This window comes from Arthrobacter sp. NPDC055585, assembly GCF_053619115.1.
The window spans coordinates 18,727-37,639 of record NZ_JBSHIT010000007.1; the positions used below are offsets into that span (position 1 = coordinate 18,727).

General features: G+C 63.9%; 18 protein-coding genes. 10 read left to right on the forward strand and 8 right to left on the reverse strand.

Features of this window, described 5'->3' with window-relative positions:
- Nucleotides 1-5 precede the first annotated feature (5 nt).
- From ACWGQ2_RS12515 to ACWGQ2_RS12530, 4 genes are all read right to left on the reverse strand, one after another.
- Entirely contained in the window at nucleotides 6-1,343 is a 1,338-nt protein-coding gene (locus ACWGQ2_RS12515) for a D-arabinono-1,4-lactone oxidase (protein WP_452017715.1), read from the reverse strand.
- Nucleotides 1,340-2,572, reverse strand: a complete 1,233-nt coding sequence (locus ACWGQ2_RS12520) for an alanine racemase (protein ID WP_452018136.1) — start codon at nucleotides 2,570-2,572, stop codon at nucleotides 1,340-1,342. The genes ACWGQ2_RS12515 and ACWGQ2_RS12520 overlap by 4 nt, the downstream gene beginning before the upstream one ends.
- Before the next feature lie 82 nt (nucleotides 2,573-2,654).
- Nucleotides 2,655-3,440 (reverse strand): MerR family transcriptional regulator, encoded by a 786-nt coding sequence (locus tag ACWGQ2_RS12525; protein WP_452017717.1) that lies wholly within the window; start codon nucleotides 3,438-3,440, stop codon nucleotides 2,655-2,657.
- A gap of 33 nt (nucleotides 3,441-3,473) precedes the next feature.
- A complete protein-coding gene (locus ACWGQ2_RS12530; protein ID WP_452017719.1) occupies nucleotides 3,474-4,445 on the reverse strand; it encodes a patatin-like phospholipase family protein in 972 nt (323 codons plus the stop codon).
- Nucleotides 4,446-4,672: 227 nt separating this feature from the next.
- Here ACWGQ2_RS12530 and ACWGQ2_RS12535 point away from each other — a divergent pair, with 227 nt between their 5' ends.
- Entirely contained in the window at nucleotides 4,673-5,743 is a 1,071-nt protein-coding gene (locus tag ACWGQ2_RS12535) for a fatty acid desaturase family protein (protein ID WP_452017721.1), read from the forward strand.
- 199 nt (nucleotides 5,744-5,942) lie between these two features.
- Nucleotides 5,943-7,034 carry an App1 family protein gene (locus ACWGQ2_RS12540; RefSeq protein WP_452017723.1) on the forward strand — a complete coding sequence of 364 codons (1,092 nt, stop codon included), beginning with the start codon at nucleotides 5,943-5,945 and terminating at the stop codon, nucleotides 7,032-7,034.
- Here the strand turns inward: ACWGQ2_RS12540 and ACWGQ2_RS12545 are convergent.
- A complete protein-coding gene (locus tag ACWGQ2_RS12545) occupies nucleotides 7,031-8,125 on the reverse strand; it encodes an FUSC family protein (RefSeq protein ID WP_452017725.1) in 1,095 nt (364 codons plus the stop codon). The two genes, ACWGQ2_RS12540 and ACWGQ2_RS12545, sit on opposite strands and share 4 nt — an antisense overlap.
- 72 nt (nucleotides 8,126-8,197) lie before the next feature.
- Complete coding sequence (locus ACWGQ2_RS12550) at nucleotides 8,198-9,142, reverse strand: LysR family transcriptional regulator (protein WP_452017727.1); 945 nt, start codon at nucleotides 9,140-9,142, stop codon at nucleotides 8,198-8,200.
- A 354-nt stretch (nucleotides 9,143-9,496) separates the two neighbouring features.
- Between ACWGQ2_RS12550 and nrdH the strand changes: the two genes are divergently transcribed.
- The 7 genes from nrdH to ACWGQ2_RS12585 all read left to right on the forward strand — a co-directional run bounded on the left by nrdH (nucleotide 9,497) and on the right by ACWGQ2_RS12585 (nucleotide 16,508).
- Complete coding sequence (gene nrdH / locus ACWGQ2_RS12555; RefSeq protein WP_055240898.1) at nucleotides 9,497-9,742, forward strand: glutaredoxin-like protein NrdH; 246 nt, start codon at nucleotides 9,497-9,499, stop codon at nucleotides 9,740-9,742.
- A gap of 131 nt (nucleotides 9,743-9,873) precedes the next feature.
- Complete coding sequence (gene nrdI / locus ACWGQ2_RS12560; RefSeq protein ID WP_452017729.1) at nucleotides 9,874-10,422, forward strand: class Ib ribonucleoside-diphosphate reductase assembly flavoprotein NrdI; 549 nt, start codon at nucleotides 9,874-9,876, stop codon at nucleotides 10,420-10,422.
- Nucleotides 10,419-12,557 carry a class 1b ribonucleoside-diphosphate reductase subunit alpha gene (nrdE, locus tag ACWGQ2_RS12565; protein ID WP_452018138.1) on the forward strand — a complete coding sequence of 713 codons (2,139 nt, stop codon included), beginning with the start codon at nucleotides 10,419-10,421 and terminating at the stop codon, nucleotides 12,555-12,557. Before nrdI ends, nrdE begins: the two co-directional genes overlap by 4 nt.
- Nucleotides 12,558-12,596: 39 nt before the next feature.
- Nucleotides 12,597-13,571 carry a class 1b ribonucleoside-diphosphate reductase subunit beta gene (nrdF, locus tag ACWGQ2_RS12570; RefSeq protein WP_452017731.1) on the forward strand — a complete coding sequence of 325 codons (975 nt, stop codon included), beginning with the start codon at nucleotides 12,597-12,599 and terminating at the stop codon, nucleotides 13,569-13,571.
- Between the two features lie 376 nt (nucleotides 13,572-13,947).
- Entirely contained in the window at nucleotides 13,948-14,187 is a 240-nt protein-coding gene (locus ACWGQ2_RS12575; protein ID WP_452017733.1) for a hypothetical protein, read from the forward strand.
- Between the two features lie 371 nt (nucleotides 14,188-14,558).
- Entirely contained in the window at nucleotides 14,559-14,927 is a 369-nt protein-coding gene (locus tag ACWGQ2_RS12580) for a hypothetical protein (protein ID WP_452017735.1), read from the forward strand.
- A gap of 861 nt (nucleotides 14,928-15,788) precedes the next feature.
- A complete protein-coding gene (locus tag ACWGQ2_RS12585; protein WP_452017737.1) occupies nucleotides 15,789-16,508 on the forward strand; it encodes an S-layer homology domain-containing protein in 720 nt (239 codons plus the stop codon).
- 82 nt (nucleotides 16,509-16,590) lie between these two features.
- On the opposite strand, the gene arfB is transcribed toward ACWGQ2_RS12585, so the two are convergent.
- Nucleotides 16,591-17,013 carry an alternative ribosome rescue aminoacyl-tRNA hydrolase ArfB gene (gene arfB / locus ACWGQ2_RS12590; RefSeq protein ID WP_452017739.1) on the reverse strand — a complete coding sequence of 141 codons (423 nt, stop codon included), beginning with the start codon at nucleotides 17,011-17,013 and terminating at the stop codon, nucleotides 16,591-16,593.
- 64 nt (nucleotides 17,014-17,077) lie between these two features.
- Nucleotides 17,078-17,362, reverse strand: coding sequence for a hypothetical protein (locus ACWGQ2_RS12595; protein ID WP_452017741.1), 285 nt, complete (start codon nucleotides 17,360-17,362; stop codon nucleotides 17,078-17,080).
- Between the two features lie 145 nt (nucleotides 17,363-17,507).
- On the opposite strand from ACWGQ2_RS12595, the gene ACWGQ2_RS12600 reads away from it, so the two are divergent.
- On the forward strand, nucleotides 17,508-18,893 hold the full coding sequence (locus ACWGQ2_RS12600) for a flavin monoamine oxidase family protein (RefSeq protein ID WP_452017743.1): 1,386 nt from the start codon (nucleotides 17,508-17,510) through the stop codon (nucleotides 18,891-18,893).
- Nucleotides 18,894-18,913: the final 20 nt, after the last annotated feature.

An 18,913-nucleotide genomic window follows, 5' to 3' on the forward strand; every position in this document is an offset into this window, starting at 1 on the left:
CGGACCTAGGGCCCCAGGACCCGGTCAAGGTAGGCATTGGTGAAGACCCGGTCCGGGTCCAGTACGCTCCGCAGTTCCTGGAACTTGGCCAGGCGCGGATAACGTTCGGCCAGGCCGGCCGCGGCAAGGCTGTGTTCCTTGCCCCAGTGCGGCCGGCCGCCGTTGGCGAGCATCAGCTCTTCCACGGCGGCGAAGTACTCGGCAGGATCCTCGCGATAGTAGCGGTGTACGGCGATGTATGCGCTGTCCTGTCCATAGGCGGTGGAAAGCCACCGGTCGTCGGCGGCGGCCCAGCGGACCTCCACCGGGAAGGACAGCCGCCAGCCGGGGTTCTCCTCCACCACCTTCCGCAGCCCGGCGAACACGGACGGCAGCAGCTGCGCCGGGACCGCGTACTCCATTTCGCGAAAGCGGACCGTACGGTCCTGAGTGAACACCCGCGGTGAGTTCTCGGTGTACTCTCTTCCGCCCAGTGCCGCAGCCGCCACCCGGTTGACTGCAGGAATCATGGCCGGCACGGCCGTGCCGGCTGCGCAGGTGGCCCGGAACAGGGTGTTTGAGAGCAGCGAATCATCAACCCAGCGGCGCAGCGGCGGAAGCGGCGCCCGGGGGGAACCGGCAGGAAGCCGGGTGTTGGTCTTGGTTGCGGCGCGGTCTGTGTGCGGGAACCAGTAGAACTCGAAGTGGTCCGCTTCCGTCACCCGGTCCGCCAGTTCAGCCAGAACAGTGTCCAGTGACTCGGAACGCTCCTCGGCGCGGAGCAGGAAAGCCGGTACACACTGCAGGGTGACTTCAGCGATCACGCCAAGTGCCCCCAGCGCCAGTGCTGCGGCGGGCAGCAGCGGATCTCCGTCCGCCACAGTGAGCCGCCCGCCGTCGGGCTGGATGATCACCAACCCGGCCACCTGGGTGGAGAGCCCGCCGAACCCGGCGCCGGTCCCGTGCGTGCCGGTGGAGATGGCGCCGGCGATCGACTGCCGGTCTATATCGCCCAGATTCGGCATGGCCAAACCATAGGGAGCCAGCAGGCGCGGAACCGCGTGCAGCCGGGTGCCGGCCAGCAGTGTCACACGTCCGGTCGACGGATTGGCGTGGAGCAGCCCCTGCAAACGGGAGAGGTCAAGCAGTACATCCGGGGCTTCGGCAATCCCCGTGAAGGAATGGCCTGCACCTACTGCTTTCACCCGCAGCCCTGCTGCGGCCGCCGCCGCTACGGCGCGCTGCAGATCAGCGACCGACGCCGGAGCATGCATCTGCTGCGGGTGTACCCGGACGGTCCCCGCCCAGTTCTGCCAGGTTCCCCGGCGTCCGGCTGTGCGCAGCAAACCCGCCCCGGACTTCACAGGAACGCCTTTCCCTCACCGCGGTACGTCGGCAGGACGGTCTTCACTTGCCCGCCCTGCACAACGTGGAATTCATTAACCCGTTCGGAAAGTTCTCCGGACTTGGCGTGCCGCAGCCATACCCGGTCACCGGGGTGCAGGCGGCCGGCTGCAGCGCCGGCAAGCGGAGTCTGGACTTCACCTGCTCCCTCCCGCTTCAGCAGCCGCAGGCCCTGCGGCCAGGCCACCTGAGGAACCCGGCTGGGGCCGGGAGGCCCGGACGCAATCCAGCCGCCGCCGAGCACCGTTGCGAAACCCGGGCCGGGCCGGCGCACCACGTCCAGGGCGACGGCGGCGGCCGGGGCAGGGGAGAAGGAACGGTAGCCGCCGAACAGATGCCCCGCAAAGAGTCCGGACCCGGCAGTGATCTCCGTGACCGAGGGGTCCGCGGCAGTGGCCTCGATGGACCCCGTGCCTCCGCCGTTGACGAACTCGAGGTCAGCTATCTGGCCCAAGGCCTGCACAATACGGCTGCGCCGATCGGTGAGCTCTGCCATGGACCGCCGCTGAATCAGCCGCATGAGCTGGTTGTTCACCGCTGCACCGGGGACGGCGTCTCCAACTCCGGCGACCTGCGCTTCGTACATCATCAGGCCAACGAGCCGGAAACCGGGACGGGCGGCTGCCCTCCGGCCCAGCTCCGCAACTTGTTCCGGTGTGTGCAGCGGTGAGCGGCGGGTGCCGATGAAGCCCAGTACCCTGCTCCGCCAGGAAGCGTCCGCATCGAGGCAGATCCGCAGCTCCGGGCGCCGCCCGGAAGGCATCACCGAATCGATGAGGTCCAGCTGCTCCTCGCCGTCAACCATCAGCGTCACCCTGGATGCCAGCAGTTCACCTTCCGCGAGGCGGCGCAGCGCCTGGCGGTCCGCCGTCGGGTAGCCCACTACGACGTCGTCAAAGCGCTCGGCGAGCCACAGCGCCTCCGCCAGCGTAAAGGCGAGGATGCCCGAATACCCCGGGACTTCCCGGAGCGCTTCGAGCACTCCGCGCACCCGAAGGGACTTGCTGGCGATCCGCAGCGGCACGCCGCCCGCCCGCCGCAGCAGGTCCCGGGTGTTGAATCGCAGCGCATCGAGTTCCAGGACGGCGGCGGGTGCAGGGACGCCGGAGACGGCTTTGCCCAGCGAAATCCAGTACGCCTCCGGATCCAGCCACGGCTGCGCGCCGGACCCGCCGGTCAGGTCCAGCATGGTCCCGGCGGGCGGGACAGGGAGCCGGTGGGAGGATGAGCCGGTATCTTTCATGCCTGGATACTAGCGGCGTGCCCTCGGTTTATCCCTCAGGCGCATCCTCCAGATACGCAAGCAGGGCGCTGCGGACGAATGCTGCGCCGCCGGCCCCGCCGTAGTTCGCGGCGAACCGGGGGTCGGCCACATACATTTCCGCCAGGGAACGGACGTAGCCCTCCAGCTGGCCCTCGCCCGTCGGTGCACCGGGCACGTCCTTCAGCCAGGCGATGTGGCGTTCAGCCAGCCCCCGCGCCACAGGTCCGGTGGGATCCGTTTCCTGTGCTGCGGCGTCGGACCACGCCCGGCCCAGCTCGTCTGTCTTTTCCCGCCAGGCGGTGCGCTCGCCGTCGTCCATGTTCCGCCACCATTCATCCGAACGGGCGTAAGCTTCCTTGCCCCATCTGCTTTCAACCTCTTCCTTGTACTGGCTGTGGTCGAATCCGTCGAAGGTTTCCCCGGGCATGATCTGCTGTCCTTTCTCTAAAGCTGTGATGGTCTTCCTTACTGAGGCGGCCTGCCGCAGCAGGCGGTCCTGTTCTTTTTCCAGCCACTCCAGGTGGCTGCGCAGCGCCTCGGCGGGCTCCTCGCGGCGTTCGAGGACGCCGGCGATCTCCGGCAGGCCCAGCCCCAGTTCACGCAGCAGCAGGATGCGCTGCAGGCGTACCAGGGAGTCCCGGCCGTAGTACCGGTAACCGTTGCTGCCGGTGCGGGCCGGCGGCAGGAGCCCTATCGCGTCATAGTGCCGAAGGGTGCGGCTGGTGATTCCGGCCTGCCGTGCTACGTCCTGGACGGAGAACTCCCTGGCCTCTTCCGGATCTCTGGACGTCATACTGCAACGCTAGAGGTTGACGCTGCGTCAATGTCAATCCGGACTGGTGAGCCGGGCTCCAATGTCCTGCAGCTGGCCGGTGGCCACTACCGCCTCTGCGGTCCGTAGCAGGCCGTTGATGTTTTCCGGGCTGGCATCGTCCAGCGCATGGTCAACGCCGGGCAACAGGGGAGTCTGCACGCGCACGTACCGGTCTCCCAGCGCAAGGCGCAGCAGCCGGCGGGTGAGCCGGCCGGGCGCCCCGTACAGCGATTCGATGATCGGTTCCAGGGCGGCGAGCTGCTGTGGATGGGCCAGCTGGGAAACTGAATTGGACTCCAGGGATTCCCCGCTGTTGTGCAGGCCGGTTCCCATGGAGACCAGCAGGATTTCCTCTCCCTTGCGGACCGTGCGCTGCTGCACCAGGGCGATGGAAAACCCGACGAAGGCAGGGTCATTGGCGGCCAGCCCGCCATCCACGAGGACCCGTTCTGCGCCGTCTGGTCCGGTGTAGGGAACCGGCTCAAAGTAGGTGGGGGCTGACGACGTCGCCAGCGCCGCCAGCTTCATGGGTGCGTCTCCCAGCGGATCCTGTCCCAGGCCGCCGCCGCTGAACAGCAGGCCGGCGAAGTTCCGGACATCCACGGTGACCACGGCTACCGGTTTGAGTGCGCCGGAAAGCGGCAGAGTGCCAAAGAAGTCATTTAGATACCGGCGCAGCGGCTCGGAGGAGTAACGGGCCCGTGTGCCGGCGGAACCTTCCGCGCCGGCTGCTGGTCCGGACCCGGAGAAGATCTCCGCTCCATGATCCACATAGAGACTGCGCAGTTCCGCTGCGCTGTGCGGCTTTCCGTCTTTCGCCGGGCTGGTCAGACCCAGGGCGAGGATGCCGCCGGTAGAGGTGCCGACCACCAGATCGAAGAGCTCAGCCACCGGTTTTCCGGTCTGTTCCTCGAGCGCCAGCAGCCACGTTGCGGGGAGTATCCCGCGGATGCCGCCGCCGTCGATGGTCAGGACACGGATCATTGCAGCTCCCGGGATTTGGGCAGGCGTGATGGTGCGTGGGAGCCATGCTTCCTGCTGCCTTCTGCGGCGGTCAACGGTGCGGACCGGATCCGTCCGGTCAGCGGCAGAACCTGATTGTTACGGAGCGGTCACAGCGTATTACCAGTAATTTGGGTTACGCTTGCCACATCTACAGGGCACTTGCTCTACTTCGCGGCTGGGAAGTCGAAGAGACTTCAGAGGCGCTTATGAGCATTGCTGCACAACCACGTACCACCAGGAACCGCGAGAACGCTGTCACGAGCAGCTATTCAGCCCTGCTGAAGGTTGTCCGCGACGAAGGGCTGCTCAAGCGGCGCCGTGCCTTTTACATCACCACCTTCGTGTTCCTCTGTGCCGGCCTCATCGCTGCCGGCACCGGCTTCTTCCTCATCGGGGAAAGCTGGTTCCAGCTGCTGATCGCTGCAGCACTTGGCATCCTGTTCACGCAGCTTGCCTTTATTTCCCATGAAGCTTCCCACCGCCAGGTATTTGAGTCCGGCCCCGCGAACGACCGCGCCGGACGCTTCCTCGCCAACGCCGTCGTAGGTATCAGCTACCAGTGGTGGATGAACAAGCACAGCCGGCACCATGCCAACCCGAACACGATGGGCAAGGACCCGGACATCGAAATGGACACCATCTCCTTCCAGGTGGAGCAGGCCGAGACCCGCAAGGGCATCATGGCCTGGCTGACCCGCCGCCAGGGATGGCTGTTCTTCCCCCTGCTGCTGCTTGAAGGCATCAACCTGCACGCCACGTCCATCAAGCACCTGTTCTCCAAGAACAAGGTCAAGGGACGCTACACCGAAATCACCATGGTTTTCCTCCGCCTCGGCCTGTACGTGGCAGCAGTGTTCTTCTTCCTGCCGGTTGGTATGGCGTTCGCCTTCCTCGGCGTCCAGCTGGGTGTCTTCGGCGTCTACATGGGAGCCTCATTTGCTCCGAACCACAAGGGCATGCCGCTGATCCCGCGCGATTCCCGCGTGGACTTCCTCAGCCGCCAGGTCCTCACCTCACGGAACATCACCGGCCGCGGCATGAACACGTTCATGGGCGGACTGAACTACCAGGTGGAACACCACCTCTTCCCGAGCATGCCGCGCCCGCACCTGGCCCGCGCTTCGGAAATCGTCAAGGAGCACTGCGCCAAGCACAAGATCCCGTACACGGAGGCAACGCTCGTTGAGTCCTACGGCATCGTGGTCAAGTACCTGAACCGCGTTGGCCTCTCCGCGCGCGATCCGTTCGACTGCCCGGTGCGGTCTCAGTACCGGTAGGCAACCCGTACCGGTAGGCAACCCGTACCGGTAGGCAACCGCGCGGCAACCGGTACCGGTAGCCCGCAGCAGATCCAGACACAAACAGAGGAAGGCTCCCGAATTCGGGAGCCTTCCTCTGTTTGCCCGGACCGGACTATGCGGTTCGCAGTGTGAACGCTGAATATCATGTGTCCGGAGCGTCTGCGAGACTGGGGGCATGCCTTCAACATCTGTACCCGGACTGCCCGCAGTGAAACGGACCAAGGACCAGGCGATGCACATCGGCGCCAGGCTTGAGGACCGGATCCACGGCTACCGCATGAACGCTGCCCGCAAACGCGGGGGCGTGCAGACGGTGCTCTCCTTCACCGGGTACGGGTCCACTTCCTGGGTGCGGGTGCTGGGACGGGTGGTGCTGGCTAAACCGGGCAAGCTGTCGGCGCCCAGCAGCCGGTCAGCGCAGGCGCTGCGGGACGGCGTGCGGGGGTGGCGCAACTTCATCAGCCCGCCGGTCAATGACGCCGTCGTCTGCATTGAAATCGGTGACGAGAAGCATCTGGTGACCGCCGACCGCGGGGGAGTGATCGACGTCGTGCTCCCGGCCTCGCTGGCACCGGGCTGGCAGAGCGTGACCCTGCGCCCGGAGGCAGAACCGGACGCCGCACCAGTGGCCTCGCCGGTTTACATTGTTGACCCGGCCGCGAAAACCGGCGTCATCTCCGATATTGATGACACCATCATGGTCACGGCCCTGCCGCGTCCGCTGCTGGCAGCCTGGAACACCTTTGTGCTTGATGAGCATGCCCGCACGCCCACACCGGGCATGGCGGTACTGATGGACCGGCTGGTGCGGGAGAACGCGGGTTCCCCGGTGTTCTACCTCTCCACCGGGGCCTGGAATGTTGCTCCGACGCTCACCCGTTTTATTACGCGCAACCTGTACCCGGCCGGTCCGCTGCTGCTCACCGACTGGGGACCCACCAGGGACCGCTGGTTCCGCAGCGGGCCCGAACACAAGCGCACGCAGCTTGAACGGCTGGCAAAGGAGTTTCCGGATGTGAGCTGGCTGCTGATTGGGGACAACGGTCAGCACGATGAGGCGATCTACGCGGAGTTCAGCCGCACTCACCCGGCCAACGTCCGGGCTGTGGCCATTCGTGAGTTGTCCCCGAGCGAGGCAGTGCTGGCCGGTGGACGCTCCTCCGGTCCGGGAGCCCCGCCCCGGGACATCCCCTGGATCTACGCTCCCGACGGCGCCGGTATGTCCCGGCAGCTGATGGAAAAGGGACTGCTGCCCGACGCCGGTTAGGGCTGGTCTTCCTCGGTGCGGATCGTGCGCATGATCCGCCGCAGGCTCATGGCGAGGGACGCAGTGGCGTCCATGGGGGTATCCGGGGAGGCCTGGCCGTTCATGGTGGTGACCAGGTTCTGCACGGCGTTGACCGCCTCGGTGTACTCCTCGGTCTCGGCGTCCCACGTTTCCACGGCATCCGCGGAGGCGAGCATGGCACGCTCCAGTGCATCGGCTACGGTTCCTGGCACAGGCGTCTCCTCCGGAGAGGTCCAGATGGCTGTGGCCAGCACCTCCGTCATGTCCTCCACATACAGGGTGACCCGTTCCATGGCACGCAGGGCCCGGAAGTCGGCATTGAGGTCCCGCTGGTGCCGCCTCCGGCGCAGGTTGCCGTGCCGGCTTGAATCTGCCAGCTGAACGGCTTCACGGACCTCCCGGCTGAAGGAAATGAGCTCGGTGCGGCGGTTGGACCAGTCCTCATGCTCCGGAGGCCAGGATTCACCGACTGCCATGCCCATTTCGCGCAGCTGCCGCGCCAGGGTCAGCCGCAGCGAGGCGAGGCCGTCCACGGCGCCGTTGAGATGCAGCGGCGGAAAAAGCACTGCGTTGACGGTCAGGCCAACGAGCACACCCACGCACATCTGCACGGCATAGCCGTAGGAGTAGCCGTCGGCGTCGTCTCCGCCCAGCACCAGGACAAACAGCGCCGCGACCGGCAGATAGTCCCGCCCTGCGCCGAGCCGGGGGATGCCGGCAAGCAGCACACCCACACCAACAATGAGGGCGATCGTCCACACGGTTGGTCCCCCGAACAGCAGGGCGACCAGCGCCAGGGCGATTCCAATCACCAAACCGATCAGGGTCTGGATGCCGGCGCGTGCGGTGCCGGCCACGGTGGGGTACATACTCACCAGCGCGCCCAGCGGAGCGTAATAGGGGTACTCGGCCGCCACACCGGGGACCAGCGGCGCCAGCGTCCAGGCGATCCCGACGGCGACGGCGGCCTTCGCCGCCAGCTGGAACCGGGTGTAGCGCAGCATCCCCGTCAGCCGGTTGGACACGGCTGCCATGGATGGTTTGGGCAGGGTCTTGCCTCGCAGTGCCATTTGGCCAGTATGCCCGCTGGCCGCAGGAGCGTCGATTTTTGCGAGCTGGCCCACTGTGGTGCAGCGGGCCCGCTAACCTCGGGCGGCCAGCGGCGGACCAGGGGAGGGGGAGATGCTGATGCCCTGCAGCACGTCTGCCAGCCGGTCCAGGAAAACACGGGTGCGCGGTCCCTGCCGGTCGTTGATGACGAGGGCAAAGATGCTCCGGGCCAGCCGGATCTCCGGGACGTCAAGGACCACGACGCCGCGGCTGTGGTTCAGCATGGCCAGTTCCGGCACCAGCGCCGCGCCAATGCCCGCGGCGGCCATCTCCAGGCTGGCATTGAAATCATCGCAGTAGGCGGCAACCCGGGGGTGAAGGCTGCAGCCGGCGAAGAGCCGTTCAATTACCAGGGCATCCGGTGTGCCGGGGTGGTGCATGATCCAGGGCATGTCCGAGAGCTGCTCGGCGGTGACCTTGGCGCCTGGGCGGATGCCCCACTGTTCGGGCAGCACCACCCGGAAGTTGTCGTCGCCCAGCCACTGCCGGCTGACCGTGGCGGGCCAGGCGAGTCCGCCCTGTCCCACTTGGAACACCAGCGCCACATCGAGCTCTCCGCCGGCGCGCAGGCCCTGGATGGTCTGGCCGGGCTCGGCCACGAAGATCTTTAGGTTGATGCCCAGGTCTTTCCAGTCCGGCGAGCCCACCAGCCGGGGAAGGGCAAACGTTGCAAGACTGGGGAAGATGCCCAGGCGCAGCTCGTGGCCGGTCCCTGCCTCAGCGCGGGCCGCGGCTGCCATGAGGGCATCCATGTCCGTGAGCACCTTGGCGGCATGGCGGGACATCACTGCGGCGGCTTCCGTGGGGACCGCTGCCCGTGCCGAACGCTCGAACAGGGTGGTGCCGGTCTCGCGTTCCAGTGCGGACATCTGCTGTGACACGGCGGAGGCGGTGTAACCCAGGTGCAGGGCGGCGGCAGCAAAGGAGCCGGAGCGCATCACCTCAAGCAGGGTTTTCAGGTGGATCGGATTGACCATGGCTCTTCCTTACTCCTCCCTTCCCCTCTGTGGTGCCCTGAATCGACGTCGACCACAATATCTAGTGGTAGCAGGCACTACGCGCGACACGCCCAATAAGGGCGACACGCGATTATTCACAGAGCCCCACAGCCTGTGCACCCGGTCTCCACAGGCTGTGGAGAAGTCCCGGTCAGCCTGCGAAATCCCACGTAAATCCACGGACCTGCCTGTGCAGAAACTGTGGACGACGGACGTGTCGAATGACATACTTGTAATACATCATCTTGGGGTAGGGCCTCGGCTGTCGCACTAGATGTTGTGGCTGGATGTAGTATCAATGGACAGACTTCGCATCATCTAGGGGAGACCATCATGACCGTTACGGTTTACACCAAGCCTTCGTGCGTTCAGTGCAACGCCACCTACCGCGCGCTCGACAAGAAGGGCATCGCCTACCAGAGCGTGGACATGTCCCAGGACCCGGAAGCCCTCGAGCGCGTCCGTGCACTGGGCTACATGCAGGCCCCCGTTGTTATCACCGAGCAGGACTCCTGGTCCGGCTTCCGCCCGGACAAGATCGAGGAACTGGCCCAGGCCAGTGTCACCTCCGTCGCCTAGGCTGGAATAAGCCTTACCGGTTTGTCCGGGTTCGTCCCGGAGGAACCACCAGCAAGACCAGCAAGACTTCGCATTAACCAGCGCAGCAAACCAAGAAGCAGCCAGAACCGTTGTCAAAGAAGCAGGACGCAATGACATTGGGAACCGTGATTCCGGGAGCCGGGGCCGCCGCAGGCCCCGGCGCACTGCACCTCCCGGCTCACCCGGAACCCGGTGAGAACTCCCCGGAATCCAACCCGGTCACCGAGGCAGACCTGGTGTACTTCACCTCGGCGTCGGGCTACACCGGACGGTTCGCGGCAAAACTGGACCGCCCCTCCGCACGGATTCCCCTGCTGACTTCAGCACCAACACTCCTGGCGCGGCGGCCGTACGTGCTGCTGCTGCCCACCTACGGTGGAACGGCAGCCCAGCCGGGAGCCGCCGCCAAGGGCGCGGTACCCAAGCAGGTCATCAAATTTCTGAACGTCGAGGCAAACCGGGCACTCATCCGGGGCGTCATCGGTGCAGGCAACACAAACTTCGGTGAAAACTACTGCCTGGCGGCGGACATCATTTCCGCCAAGTGCCGGGTTCCCGTTTTGTACCGATTTGAACTCATGGGCACGTCCGAGGACGCTGCCAAGGTAAACCAAGGATTGGAAGAGTTTTGGACACATCAGTCGCAGAAGCCGGCATGACGGACTCCAAGGAGCTGCCGGAAGCCTATAAGGGCCTGGGCTATCACGAGCTCAACGCCATGCTGAACCTCTACGGCAAGAACGGTGAAATCCAGTTCGACGCCGACCGTGCGGCTGCACGCCAGTACTTCCTTCAGCACGTTAACAACAACACCGTGTTCTTCCATGACCTGGAAGAGAAGCTGGACTACCTGGTCAAGAACGAGTACTACGAGCGCGAGACGCTCGACCAGTACACGATGAACTTCATCCGTGACCTCTACAACCGGGCCTACAAGAAGAAGTTCCGCTTTGAGACCTTCCTTGGCGCGTTCAAGTTCTACACCTCCTACACACTTAAGACGTTCGACGGCAAGCGCTACCTTGAGCGCTACGAGGACCGTGTGTGCATGGTTGCCCTGCACCTGGCCCGCGGCAACGAGCAGCTGGCCGAGCAGATGGTGGATGAAATCATCGAGGGCCGCTTCCAGCCGGCAACTCCCACGTTCCTTAACGCAGGCAAGAAGCAGCGCGGCGAGCTGGTCTCCTGCTTCCTGCTGCGCATCGAAGACAACATGGAGTCGATCGGCCGTTCGATCAACTCCGCACTGCAGCTCTCCAAGCGCGGCGGCGGCGTCGCCTTCGCGCTGACCAACATCCGCGAGGTCGGCGCCCCGATCAAGCAGATCGAGAACCAGTCCTCCGGCGTCATCCCCGTGATGAAGCTGCTCGAAGATTCCTTCTCCTACGCCAACCAGCTCGGTGCCCGCCAGGGCGCCGGTGCCGTGTACCTGCATGCCCACCACCCGGACATCAACCGGTTCCTGGACACCAAGCGCGAAAACGCTGACGAGAAGATCCGCATCAAGACCCTCTCCCTCGGCGTCGTTATTCCGGACATCACGTTCGAGCTGGCCAAGCGGGATGAGGACATGTACCTGTTCTCCCCGTACGACGTCGAAAAGGTGTACGGCATGCCGTTCTCCGACGTCTCGGTCACCGAGAAGTACTACGAAATGGTCGATGATTCCCGGATCAAGAAGACCAAGATCAAGGCCCGCGAGTTCTTCCAGACCCTCGCCGAGATCCAGTTCGAGTCCGGCTACCCGTACATCATGTTCGAAGACACCGTGAACCGGGAAAACCCGATCGACGGCAAGATCATCATGTCCAACCTGTGCTCGGAAATCCTCCAGGTTTCCCAGCCCACCACGTACAACGATGACCTCTCCTACGACCAGACCGGCAAGGACATCTCCTGCAACCTGGGTTCGCTGAACATCGCGAAGACCATGGATTCCCCGGACTTCGGCCGCACCATCGAGACCGCCATCCGTGCCCTGACTGCCGTCTCCGACATGAGCCACATCGGTTCCGTTCCGTCCATCGCCAAGGGCAACGACCAGTCGCACGCCATTGGCCTGGGACAGATGAACCTGCACGGCTACCTGGCCCGTGAGCGGGTCCATTACGGATCCGAAGAGGGCATCGATTTCACGAACATCTACTTCTACACGGTGGTCTACCATGCCGTGCGTGCCTCGAACCTGCTGGCCATCGAAACCGGCCGCACCTTCGCCGGCTTCGAGAAGTCCAAGTACGCCTCGGGCGAGTTCTTCGAGAAGTACGTGAACCGTGAATGGGTGCCGCAGACCGAGCGTGTGCGGGAACTGTTCGAGAACGTGCACATCCCCACCCAGGCTGACTGGGCGGCCCTGCGCGCCTCCGTCATGGAGCACGGCATCTACAACCAGAACCTGCAGGCTGTGCCGCCGACCGGCTCGATCTCCTACATCAACAACTCCACCTCCTCCATTCACCCGGTGGCGTCGAAGATCGAGATCCGCAAGGAAGGCAAGCTGGGACGCGTCTACTACCCGGCCCCGTACCTGACCAACGACAACCTGGAGTACTACCAGGATGCGTACGAAATCGGCTACGAAAAGATCATCGACACCTATGCCGCTGCCACGCAGCACGTGGACCAGGGCCTGTCCCTGACGCTGTTCTTCAAGGACACCGCCACCACGCGTGACATCAACAAGGCGCAGATCTACGCCTGGCGCAAGGGCATCAAGACCATCTACTACATCCGCCTGCGCCAGCTCGCCCTGGAAGGCACCGAAGTTGAGGGCTGCGTCAGCTGCATGCTGTAAACGCCGTCCCGCTTCAACTTCTTCAAGACAAGGAAAAAAATGACCGAGAAGCTTAAGCTGATCGACCACGTGCAGGCGATCAACTGGAACCGCATCCAGGACGACAAGGACGTAGAAGTCTGGAACCGCCTGGTGAACAACTTCTGGCTGCCTGAGAAGGTGCCGCTGTCCAACGACGTCCAGTCATGGAACACCCTGACTCCGGAAGAGCAGCAGCTGACCATGCGCGTCTTCACCGGCCTGACCCTGCTGGACACCGTGCAGGCCACCGTCGGTGCCGTCTCCCTGATTCCCGACGCGCTGACCCCGCACGAGGAAGCGGTCTACACGAACATCGCGTTCATGGAGTCTGTCCACGCCAAGAGCTACTCCTCGATCTTCTCCACCCTGTGCTCCACCAAGGAGATCGAAGAAGCCTTCCGCTGGTCCACGGAGAACGAGAACCTGCAGAAGAAGGCCCACATCGTCACGGATTACTACCGCGGCGATGATCCCCTGAAGCGCAAGGTGGCCTCCACCCTGCTGGAGTCCTTCCTCTTCTACTCCGGCTTCTACCTGCCGATGTACTGGTCCTCACGGGCCAAGCTGACAAACACTGCCGACCTGATCCGCCTGATCATCCGTGATGAGGCTGTGCACGGCTACTACATCGGCTACAAGTTCCAGCGTGGCCTGGAGACTGTTTCCGAAGAGCGCCGCCAGGAACTGAAGGACTACACGTACGAACTGCTGTACGAACTGTACGAGAACGAAGTCCAGTACACGCATGATCTGTACGACGGCGTCGGCCTGGCTGAGGACGTCAAGAAGTTCCTGCACTACAACGCCAACAAGGCCCTGATGAACCTGGGCTACGAGGCCATGTTCCCGGCCACCCTCACGGACGTGAACCCGGCCATCCTGTCGGCGCTGTCTCCGAATGCGGATGAGAACCACGACTTCTTCTCTGGCTCGGGCTCTTCCTACGTGATCGGCAAGGCCGTGAACACCGAAGACGAGGACTGGGACTTCTAGTTCCTCCCGGCTATCCAGTGATGCCGCCGCGGCGGGCCTTCGGGCCTGCCGCGGCGCTTTGCTTTAACCCCGCTATCTGAGCATTGCTCAGGTGGAGGGGGCCCACTGCATCCTCTGCCTACGCCGCTATCCCGGTTGCGGTGCAAGCTGGCGGAGACCATCTTCGACGTGTCTGTGCTGGCAGAGACTGACTGCCGCCAGACCAAGCGCACTCAGTGCAAGTACTGCCGCTGCAGCAGCTTGCCTAAGTCCAGCAGGCTTCTCTGTCGGCGGATTCGCTCCGGACACCAAGAGCCCCTCGGCAGTAAGCCTCGCCGCCTCGAGGGTCGGGGCCCGCAGCGGTTCGAAGACCTGGCCGCGGACCTCTCTGCGCTCCGTGCACTGCCAGCGTGCCTCCATCGCGCTGGGTGGGGCAGCACTCCTCCGGAACTCCCCGGGAGCTCAGACCCTGCTCCTGCGTGAAAATGAAGACGGGGAGGGGCAGTATGAGGTGCTTACCATCCGCGACGGCAATAACGATGATCTCGCTGAACCGGACGACTGCGACGAATGGGGTGAAAACACTGTCGGCGGGGAAGGCCCGGAACTGGCATCCATGCCCTGGCGCTGGACATGAATGACGACACTTGGTGTAGGGCATCGCAGAGGTTACCCACAGCCGCAGCTACGGGGCGTCGGCCCGCGACGCTGGACCTTCATGCTGCCGCGGCAGCCACCGAAGAGGCGTTCAAGGTCTGACTGCGCTTCGAGCGGCCAGAACTGCGGCCGCCGCGCTGGATCCTTGAATGTTGCGGTTATGCCTGCAGGAGCACCTCCTTCGCTGAGAGTGTACGAGGTCGACATTTCGACAACTCTCGCAATGCACATTCATTTTCATGTAGCTGAATCTTGAGTCAGAATATCTGGGACTACCTGTTGCAATAAGAATATATAGTGGTACCGTCGCTTAGGCGTCCGAAAGATAGAAATTATCAATAGGAGGATGTCATGAAAAGCGCAAAAAGGTATCTGGCCACCCTGTTCGCCGGCCTGCTCGTCGCAGTGGGGCTTGCATTCACTGCCACACCGGCCCAGGCAAGCCCCGCAGACGGAAATTACGCCCAGTGCCAGGTCGGTACAACCGTTCAGGACTGGACAGGGAAAGACCCTCGAGACTGTACAACCGGCACATACGCCCTCTTGGAGAACTGGACAGTAGTGCTCCAAATCCAGCCCGGCCAGCGTGACGTCTGGGAGGAAATCAAACAGGGCTATGAAGCAGCCCAGGCCTGGTGCTCGAACAACAGCTTGACCTGCACCGTCGTAACTGGCATCGGCGTCGCCCTTGTCTCGCCGCTACTGGTCGCACAAAGTTAGGCTTGGAAGGACCCGAGTACGAGAGCAGGATCGAGGCAAAACATTGAATCGCAAAATGCTCATTCGGATAGGCCCGCCCATCTTATTTTTCGTTGCCGTTTTCATTTACGCGGTAATCCTGGATGGCCCCATCGGTCTCCCGCAACTGCTCATTACCGCACTGATTATCCTGGTCGCCTGGGCAGTATCTGTACGTCTCATCGAACCGAAGCAGCACCGAAATACATAGGTATCGAGACCGATTTGGATTTATGCCGGAAGCCCGTGCAAATGCACGGGCTTCCGGCATGCCGATGCCAACTCTCTTCAGCCGGCACTCACAGATCTGGGGAACTCCATCCGCCCGCGCGGGCCACGATGTCACCGCCCCTAAATCGATTCGTAGTCCTCTACCATTCCTGCGGCCAGTTCGTGCCCGACACCGGGGTCGGTGAGGGGGCGCTGGCTCCTAGTTGAGCCAGCGCTGTTGGCCATCTGCACTGTCATTGGCAGACCCTCCGGATGCCGGGTCCGGCCGGTATCCGTTGGCCATCCAGGTGTTTCAGTGGTCGGGCGGTCGGAGTAGATGATTACCGCGGCGCTACCGTCCGGGGCATCGTTGGGTCTGACAGTCGGGATCTCCATCTGCATACTTATCTACCCGTACGGGCTGGCCGGCGGGAGAATCCTGGAGGACAAAAACGGCCGCCGGCGGGTATTCTGCGGGGCTGTCTCCTGATCTTGAATGTGTCCATGCCTGCCTGTGCGCGGCACCCTGAACCAGCCGCGATTCTGCCCCACCCACTCAGGCACTTTATGCGTATGCTGCCCTCGATGATCTGAGTGGATCATAAGAGAGGACCTACATTGAGATTTCTTCCCATGTCAGGGCTCAATAGCGTCAAAGCTGCCGCTGCTGTTGCCCTGTCCGGCGCCATGCTGTGCGGCGTCGGCGCCGTCCCGGCTGCTGCTGTCGAATCCCGGCCCGCGGGCCCGGCACAGACGGTCGAGCCGCAGGCCGTTGCGGGGGCGCCGTTCAAGGATGTCGCCTGGAACAACAAGTTCGCTAAGGAGATTGTCTGGGTGGCCCAGAGCGGTATCTCCACCGGCTGGCCCGATGGCACCTTCCGTCCCCTGGCGCCCGTATCCCGCGAAGCAATGGCTGCATTCATGCACCGTCTGGATGCGCTGAAGGGCGTCAAAGATGACCTCCCCTCCAGCGTTCCGATGTTCTCCGACGTGTCAGGCACCAAGTTCGAAGGCGAGATCGGATGGCTGCTTGCCTCGGGCATCACCACTGGCTACCCGGACAGGACCTTCCGCCCGTATGCCACGGTGAACCGTGATGCCATGGCTGCCTACCTGTACCGGATGGCCGGCTACCCGTCGTTTACTCCCCCGAAGACGTCGCCGTTCACGGATGTCAGCACGGACAACCAGTTCTACCGCGAGATCGCGTGGCTTGCCTCCACTGGTATTTCCACCGGCTGGGAACAGCCCAACGGAACTCGGAAGTTCGCTCCTGTGGAGCCCGTTGCCCGGGATGCCATGGCAGCGTTTATGTACCGCTTCCACGAGAAGGGCTACGGACCCAGGCAATAGCTGCCCGCCAGCCGCAAAGCTGTTCGCGGTGGATCCGGCGGGGTGGCGCTGTTCTGCCCAACCTGAGGCGCAGGAGGAAGCCCTAATACCTGGGCGGTTTCTGCCGCAGCTGCTTGGTGGCAGACCGCTGCTTTTTCGCATCGAGGCGCCGGGCCTTGGACCCGCGTGTGGGTTTGGTCCGGCGGCGGGCAGCGGGGGCCGGTGCCAGACTGTCCGCCACCATCGCGGCCAGTTTCGCCAGCGCAATCTCCCGGTTACGGAGCTGGGAACGCTGCTCGGAAGCCGTGACAACCAGGGCGCCGGCGATTTGGCGGCTTTTGAGGCGCTGGAGCAGTTTCGTGCGCTGGTCGTCCGACAGCACTGCTGAGTCGGCAACGTTCCAGGACAGGGCAACGCGGGTGTCCGTGGTGTTGACGTGCTGGCCTCCCGGACCAGACGAACGGGAGAAACGCCACTCGAGTTCCGCCGCCGGAATCGTCAGCTCCGGTGTTACCACGAGGTCCATGGGTCCAGCCTTCCACGAAAGTGCCTCACCGGGATGCCCGGTGCGCGGCGCAGGCGCAACTCTTCTAACCGGGAGAGGCCAAGCGCCACCCGCTGGAATCAACTTCCACTGCGACAGGAGGGTCCGAGGGAATGCCGCGCTTCCGAAGGACCTCACGGATTCCGGAGAGGGCTGCCCGGACAACAAAGGTTTCGCCCCGAAACAGATCTGTCGACTCTTCGACCAAACGTCCAAGGTCCGCAGCGTCCCCGTCCACTACAAATTCGGCGGCGACACGGCTGAGCCAGGATGGAGCTGCAGCATCACCCGCGATGAGGACGACAATGGCCGGACACTGAAGGTCTGTCATGGTTTCGGCTCCTTACGAATGGCATCCAGTAGACATCGTGAACGAGCACCGGGCTCTCTGTGAAGTCGAACGTCTCCGAGATGACACAGAAATCATGGGTATAACGGCGTCGCACTAATGTAAAAATCGAAAAGGTTCCCGCTATTTGAAAAGCGAGTTACACGTGGATATCCGTACGCAGGAATTCGACACAATCGTTGTGGGCGCCGGAGTGTCCGGCCTCAGTGCTGCCCGTGTCCTCGCAGCCCTCGGGCAAAAGGTCGCGGTGCTGGAAGCACGGGACCGCATCGGCGGACGGCTGCACACCGAGCGCCTGGACGGCCGGGTCACGGACCTCGGAGCCTCCTGGATCCATGGGATCGACGGCGGTCCGCTGCACGCGCTGACTGGCGCGTTCGGCATGGCCGACGTCGAGTTCACCGTGGGCAGCTACCAGCCCGGTGGCCGGCCGATCGCCTACTACGGGCCCGACGGCGCCCGGCTCTCCGACAGTGCCGCTGATCAGTTCATCGCCGATGCCGCCCGCGTTGAAGACCAGCTCACCACCGTCATTGAGGCCATGCCGCCGGGCGCGAGCTACGCGGAGGCGGCCCGCACTGCCGTAGCGCAGGTGGCGGCAGCTGGGGGCTGGGACGCGGAACGCGCGGTACGGGTGGTTGAGTACCTGGACCACCGGTCGGAGGAGCAGTACGGCGCCGATTCCCGTCTCCTCGACGCACACGGACTCGAGGACGAGGTGATCGTTGGGGATGAGGTGGTCTTCCCGGACGGGTACGACCAGCTGGCGTCAAACCTCGCGGCGGGGCTCGATGTGCGCCTTGAACACGTGGTGACATGCGTGGCCCGTGTGGGAGCCGCCGGGGTGGAGTCCGGCGTCGTCGTGGAGACGGACCGCGGGACTTTTACCGCTGCCCAGGCCGTGGTGACGGTTCCGGTCGGCGTCCTGCAGTCGAAGTGCATCGCGTTCGACCCGCCGCTGCCTGACGCGGTCACCGGTGCGCTCTCCAAATTCCGGATGAACGCTTTCGAGAAGGTCTTCCTGCGCTTTCCAAAACGTTTCTGGGACGACGGCGTGTACGCCATCCGCCGCCAGGGCAGCGCCGCGAAGTGGTGGCATTCCTGGTACGACCTCACCGATCTGCATGGAGAACCGACGCTGCTGACGTTCGCGGCAGGGGAGTGCGCGCAGGAAATCCGGAACTGGTCCGACGAGCGCGTGGTGGAGTCGGTCATGGCTTCGCTTCGGGAGATCTACGGTGAGCGGACCCTCGATCCGGCGCACGCCAGGATCACCGACTGGCAGGGCGACGAGTGGGCTGGCGGAGCCTATGCGTACATGGCGCGCGGGTGCACCGCCGAGGACCACACCCGTATCGCAGAGCCGATCGACGGCGTCCTGCATCTGGCCGGGGAAGCAACCTGGGAAGCGGACCCCGCGACGGTAAACGCGGCCCTGTGTTCCGGGCACCGTGCTGCCGAGCGGATCCTTGGGACGAAGCTTCCCTACTCGGTACTGGCTGAACAGGTCTAATCTGCCGAACGTGTCTGCGG

Coding starts and splice junctions, on each gene's coding strand:
- ACWGQ2_RS12520 (WP_452018136.1), bottom strand. CDS start 2,572: ATGCTGGACCTGACCGGCGGGTCCGGCGCGCAGCCGTGGCTGGATCCG.
- ACWGQ2_RS12525 (WP_452017717.1), bottom strand. CDS start 3,440: ATGACGTCCAGAGATCCGGAAGAGGCCAGGGAGTTCTCCGTCCAGGAC.
- ACWGQ2_RS12530 (WP_452017719.1), bottom strand. CDS start 4,445: ATGATCCGTGTCCTGACCATCGACGGCGGCGGCATCCGCGGGATACTC.
- ACWGQ2_RS12535 (WP_452017721.1), top strand. CDS start 4,673: ATGAGCATTGCTGCACAACCACGTACCACCAGGAACCGCGAGAACGCT.
- ACWGQ2_RS12540 (WP_452017723.1), top strand. CDS start 5,943: ATGCCTTCAACATCTGTACCCGGACTGCCCGCAGTGAAACGGACCAAG.
- ACWGQ2_RS12545 (WP_452017725.1), bottom strand. CDS start 8,125: ATGGCACTGCGAGGCAAGACCCTGCCCAAACCATCCATGGCAGCCGTG.
- ACWGQ2_RS12550 (WP_452017727.1), bottom strand. CDS start 9,142: ATGGTCAATCCGATCCACCTGAAAACCCTGCTTGAGGTGATGCGCTCC.
- nrdH (WP_055240898.1), top strand. CDS start 9,497: ATGACCGTTACGGTTTACACCAAGCCTTCGTGCGTTCAGTGCAACGCC.
- nrdI (WP_452017729.1), top strand. CDS start 9,874: ATGACATTGGGAACCGTGATTCCGGGAGCCGGGGCCGCCGCAGGCCCC.
- nrdE (WP_452018138.1), top strand. CDS start 10,419: ATGACGGACTCCAAGGAGCTGCCGGAAGCCTATAAGGGCCTGGGCTAT.
- nrdF (WP_452017731.1), top strand. CDS start 12,597: ATGACCGAGAAGCTTAAGCTGATCGACCACGTGCAGGCGATCAACTGG.
- ACWGQ2_RS12580 (WP_452017735.1), top strand. CDS start 14,559: ATGAAAAGCGCAAAAAGGTATCTGGCCACCCTGTTCGCCGGCCTGCTC.
- ACWGQ2_RS12585 (WP_452017737.1), top strand. CDS start 15,789: ATGTCAGGGCTCAATAGCGTCAAAGCTGCCGCTGCTGTTGCCCTGTCC.
- arfB (WP_452017739.1), bottom strand. CDS start 17,013: ATGGACCTCGTGGTAACACCGGAGCTGACGATTCCGGCGGCGGAACTC.
- ACWGQ2_RS12595 (WP_452017741.1), bottom strand. CDS start 17,362: ATGACAGACCTTCAGTGTCCGGCCATTGTCGTCCTCATCGCGGGTGAT.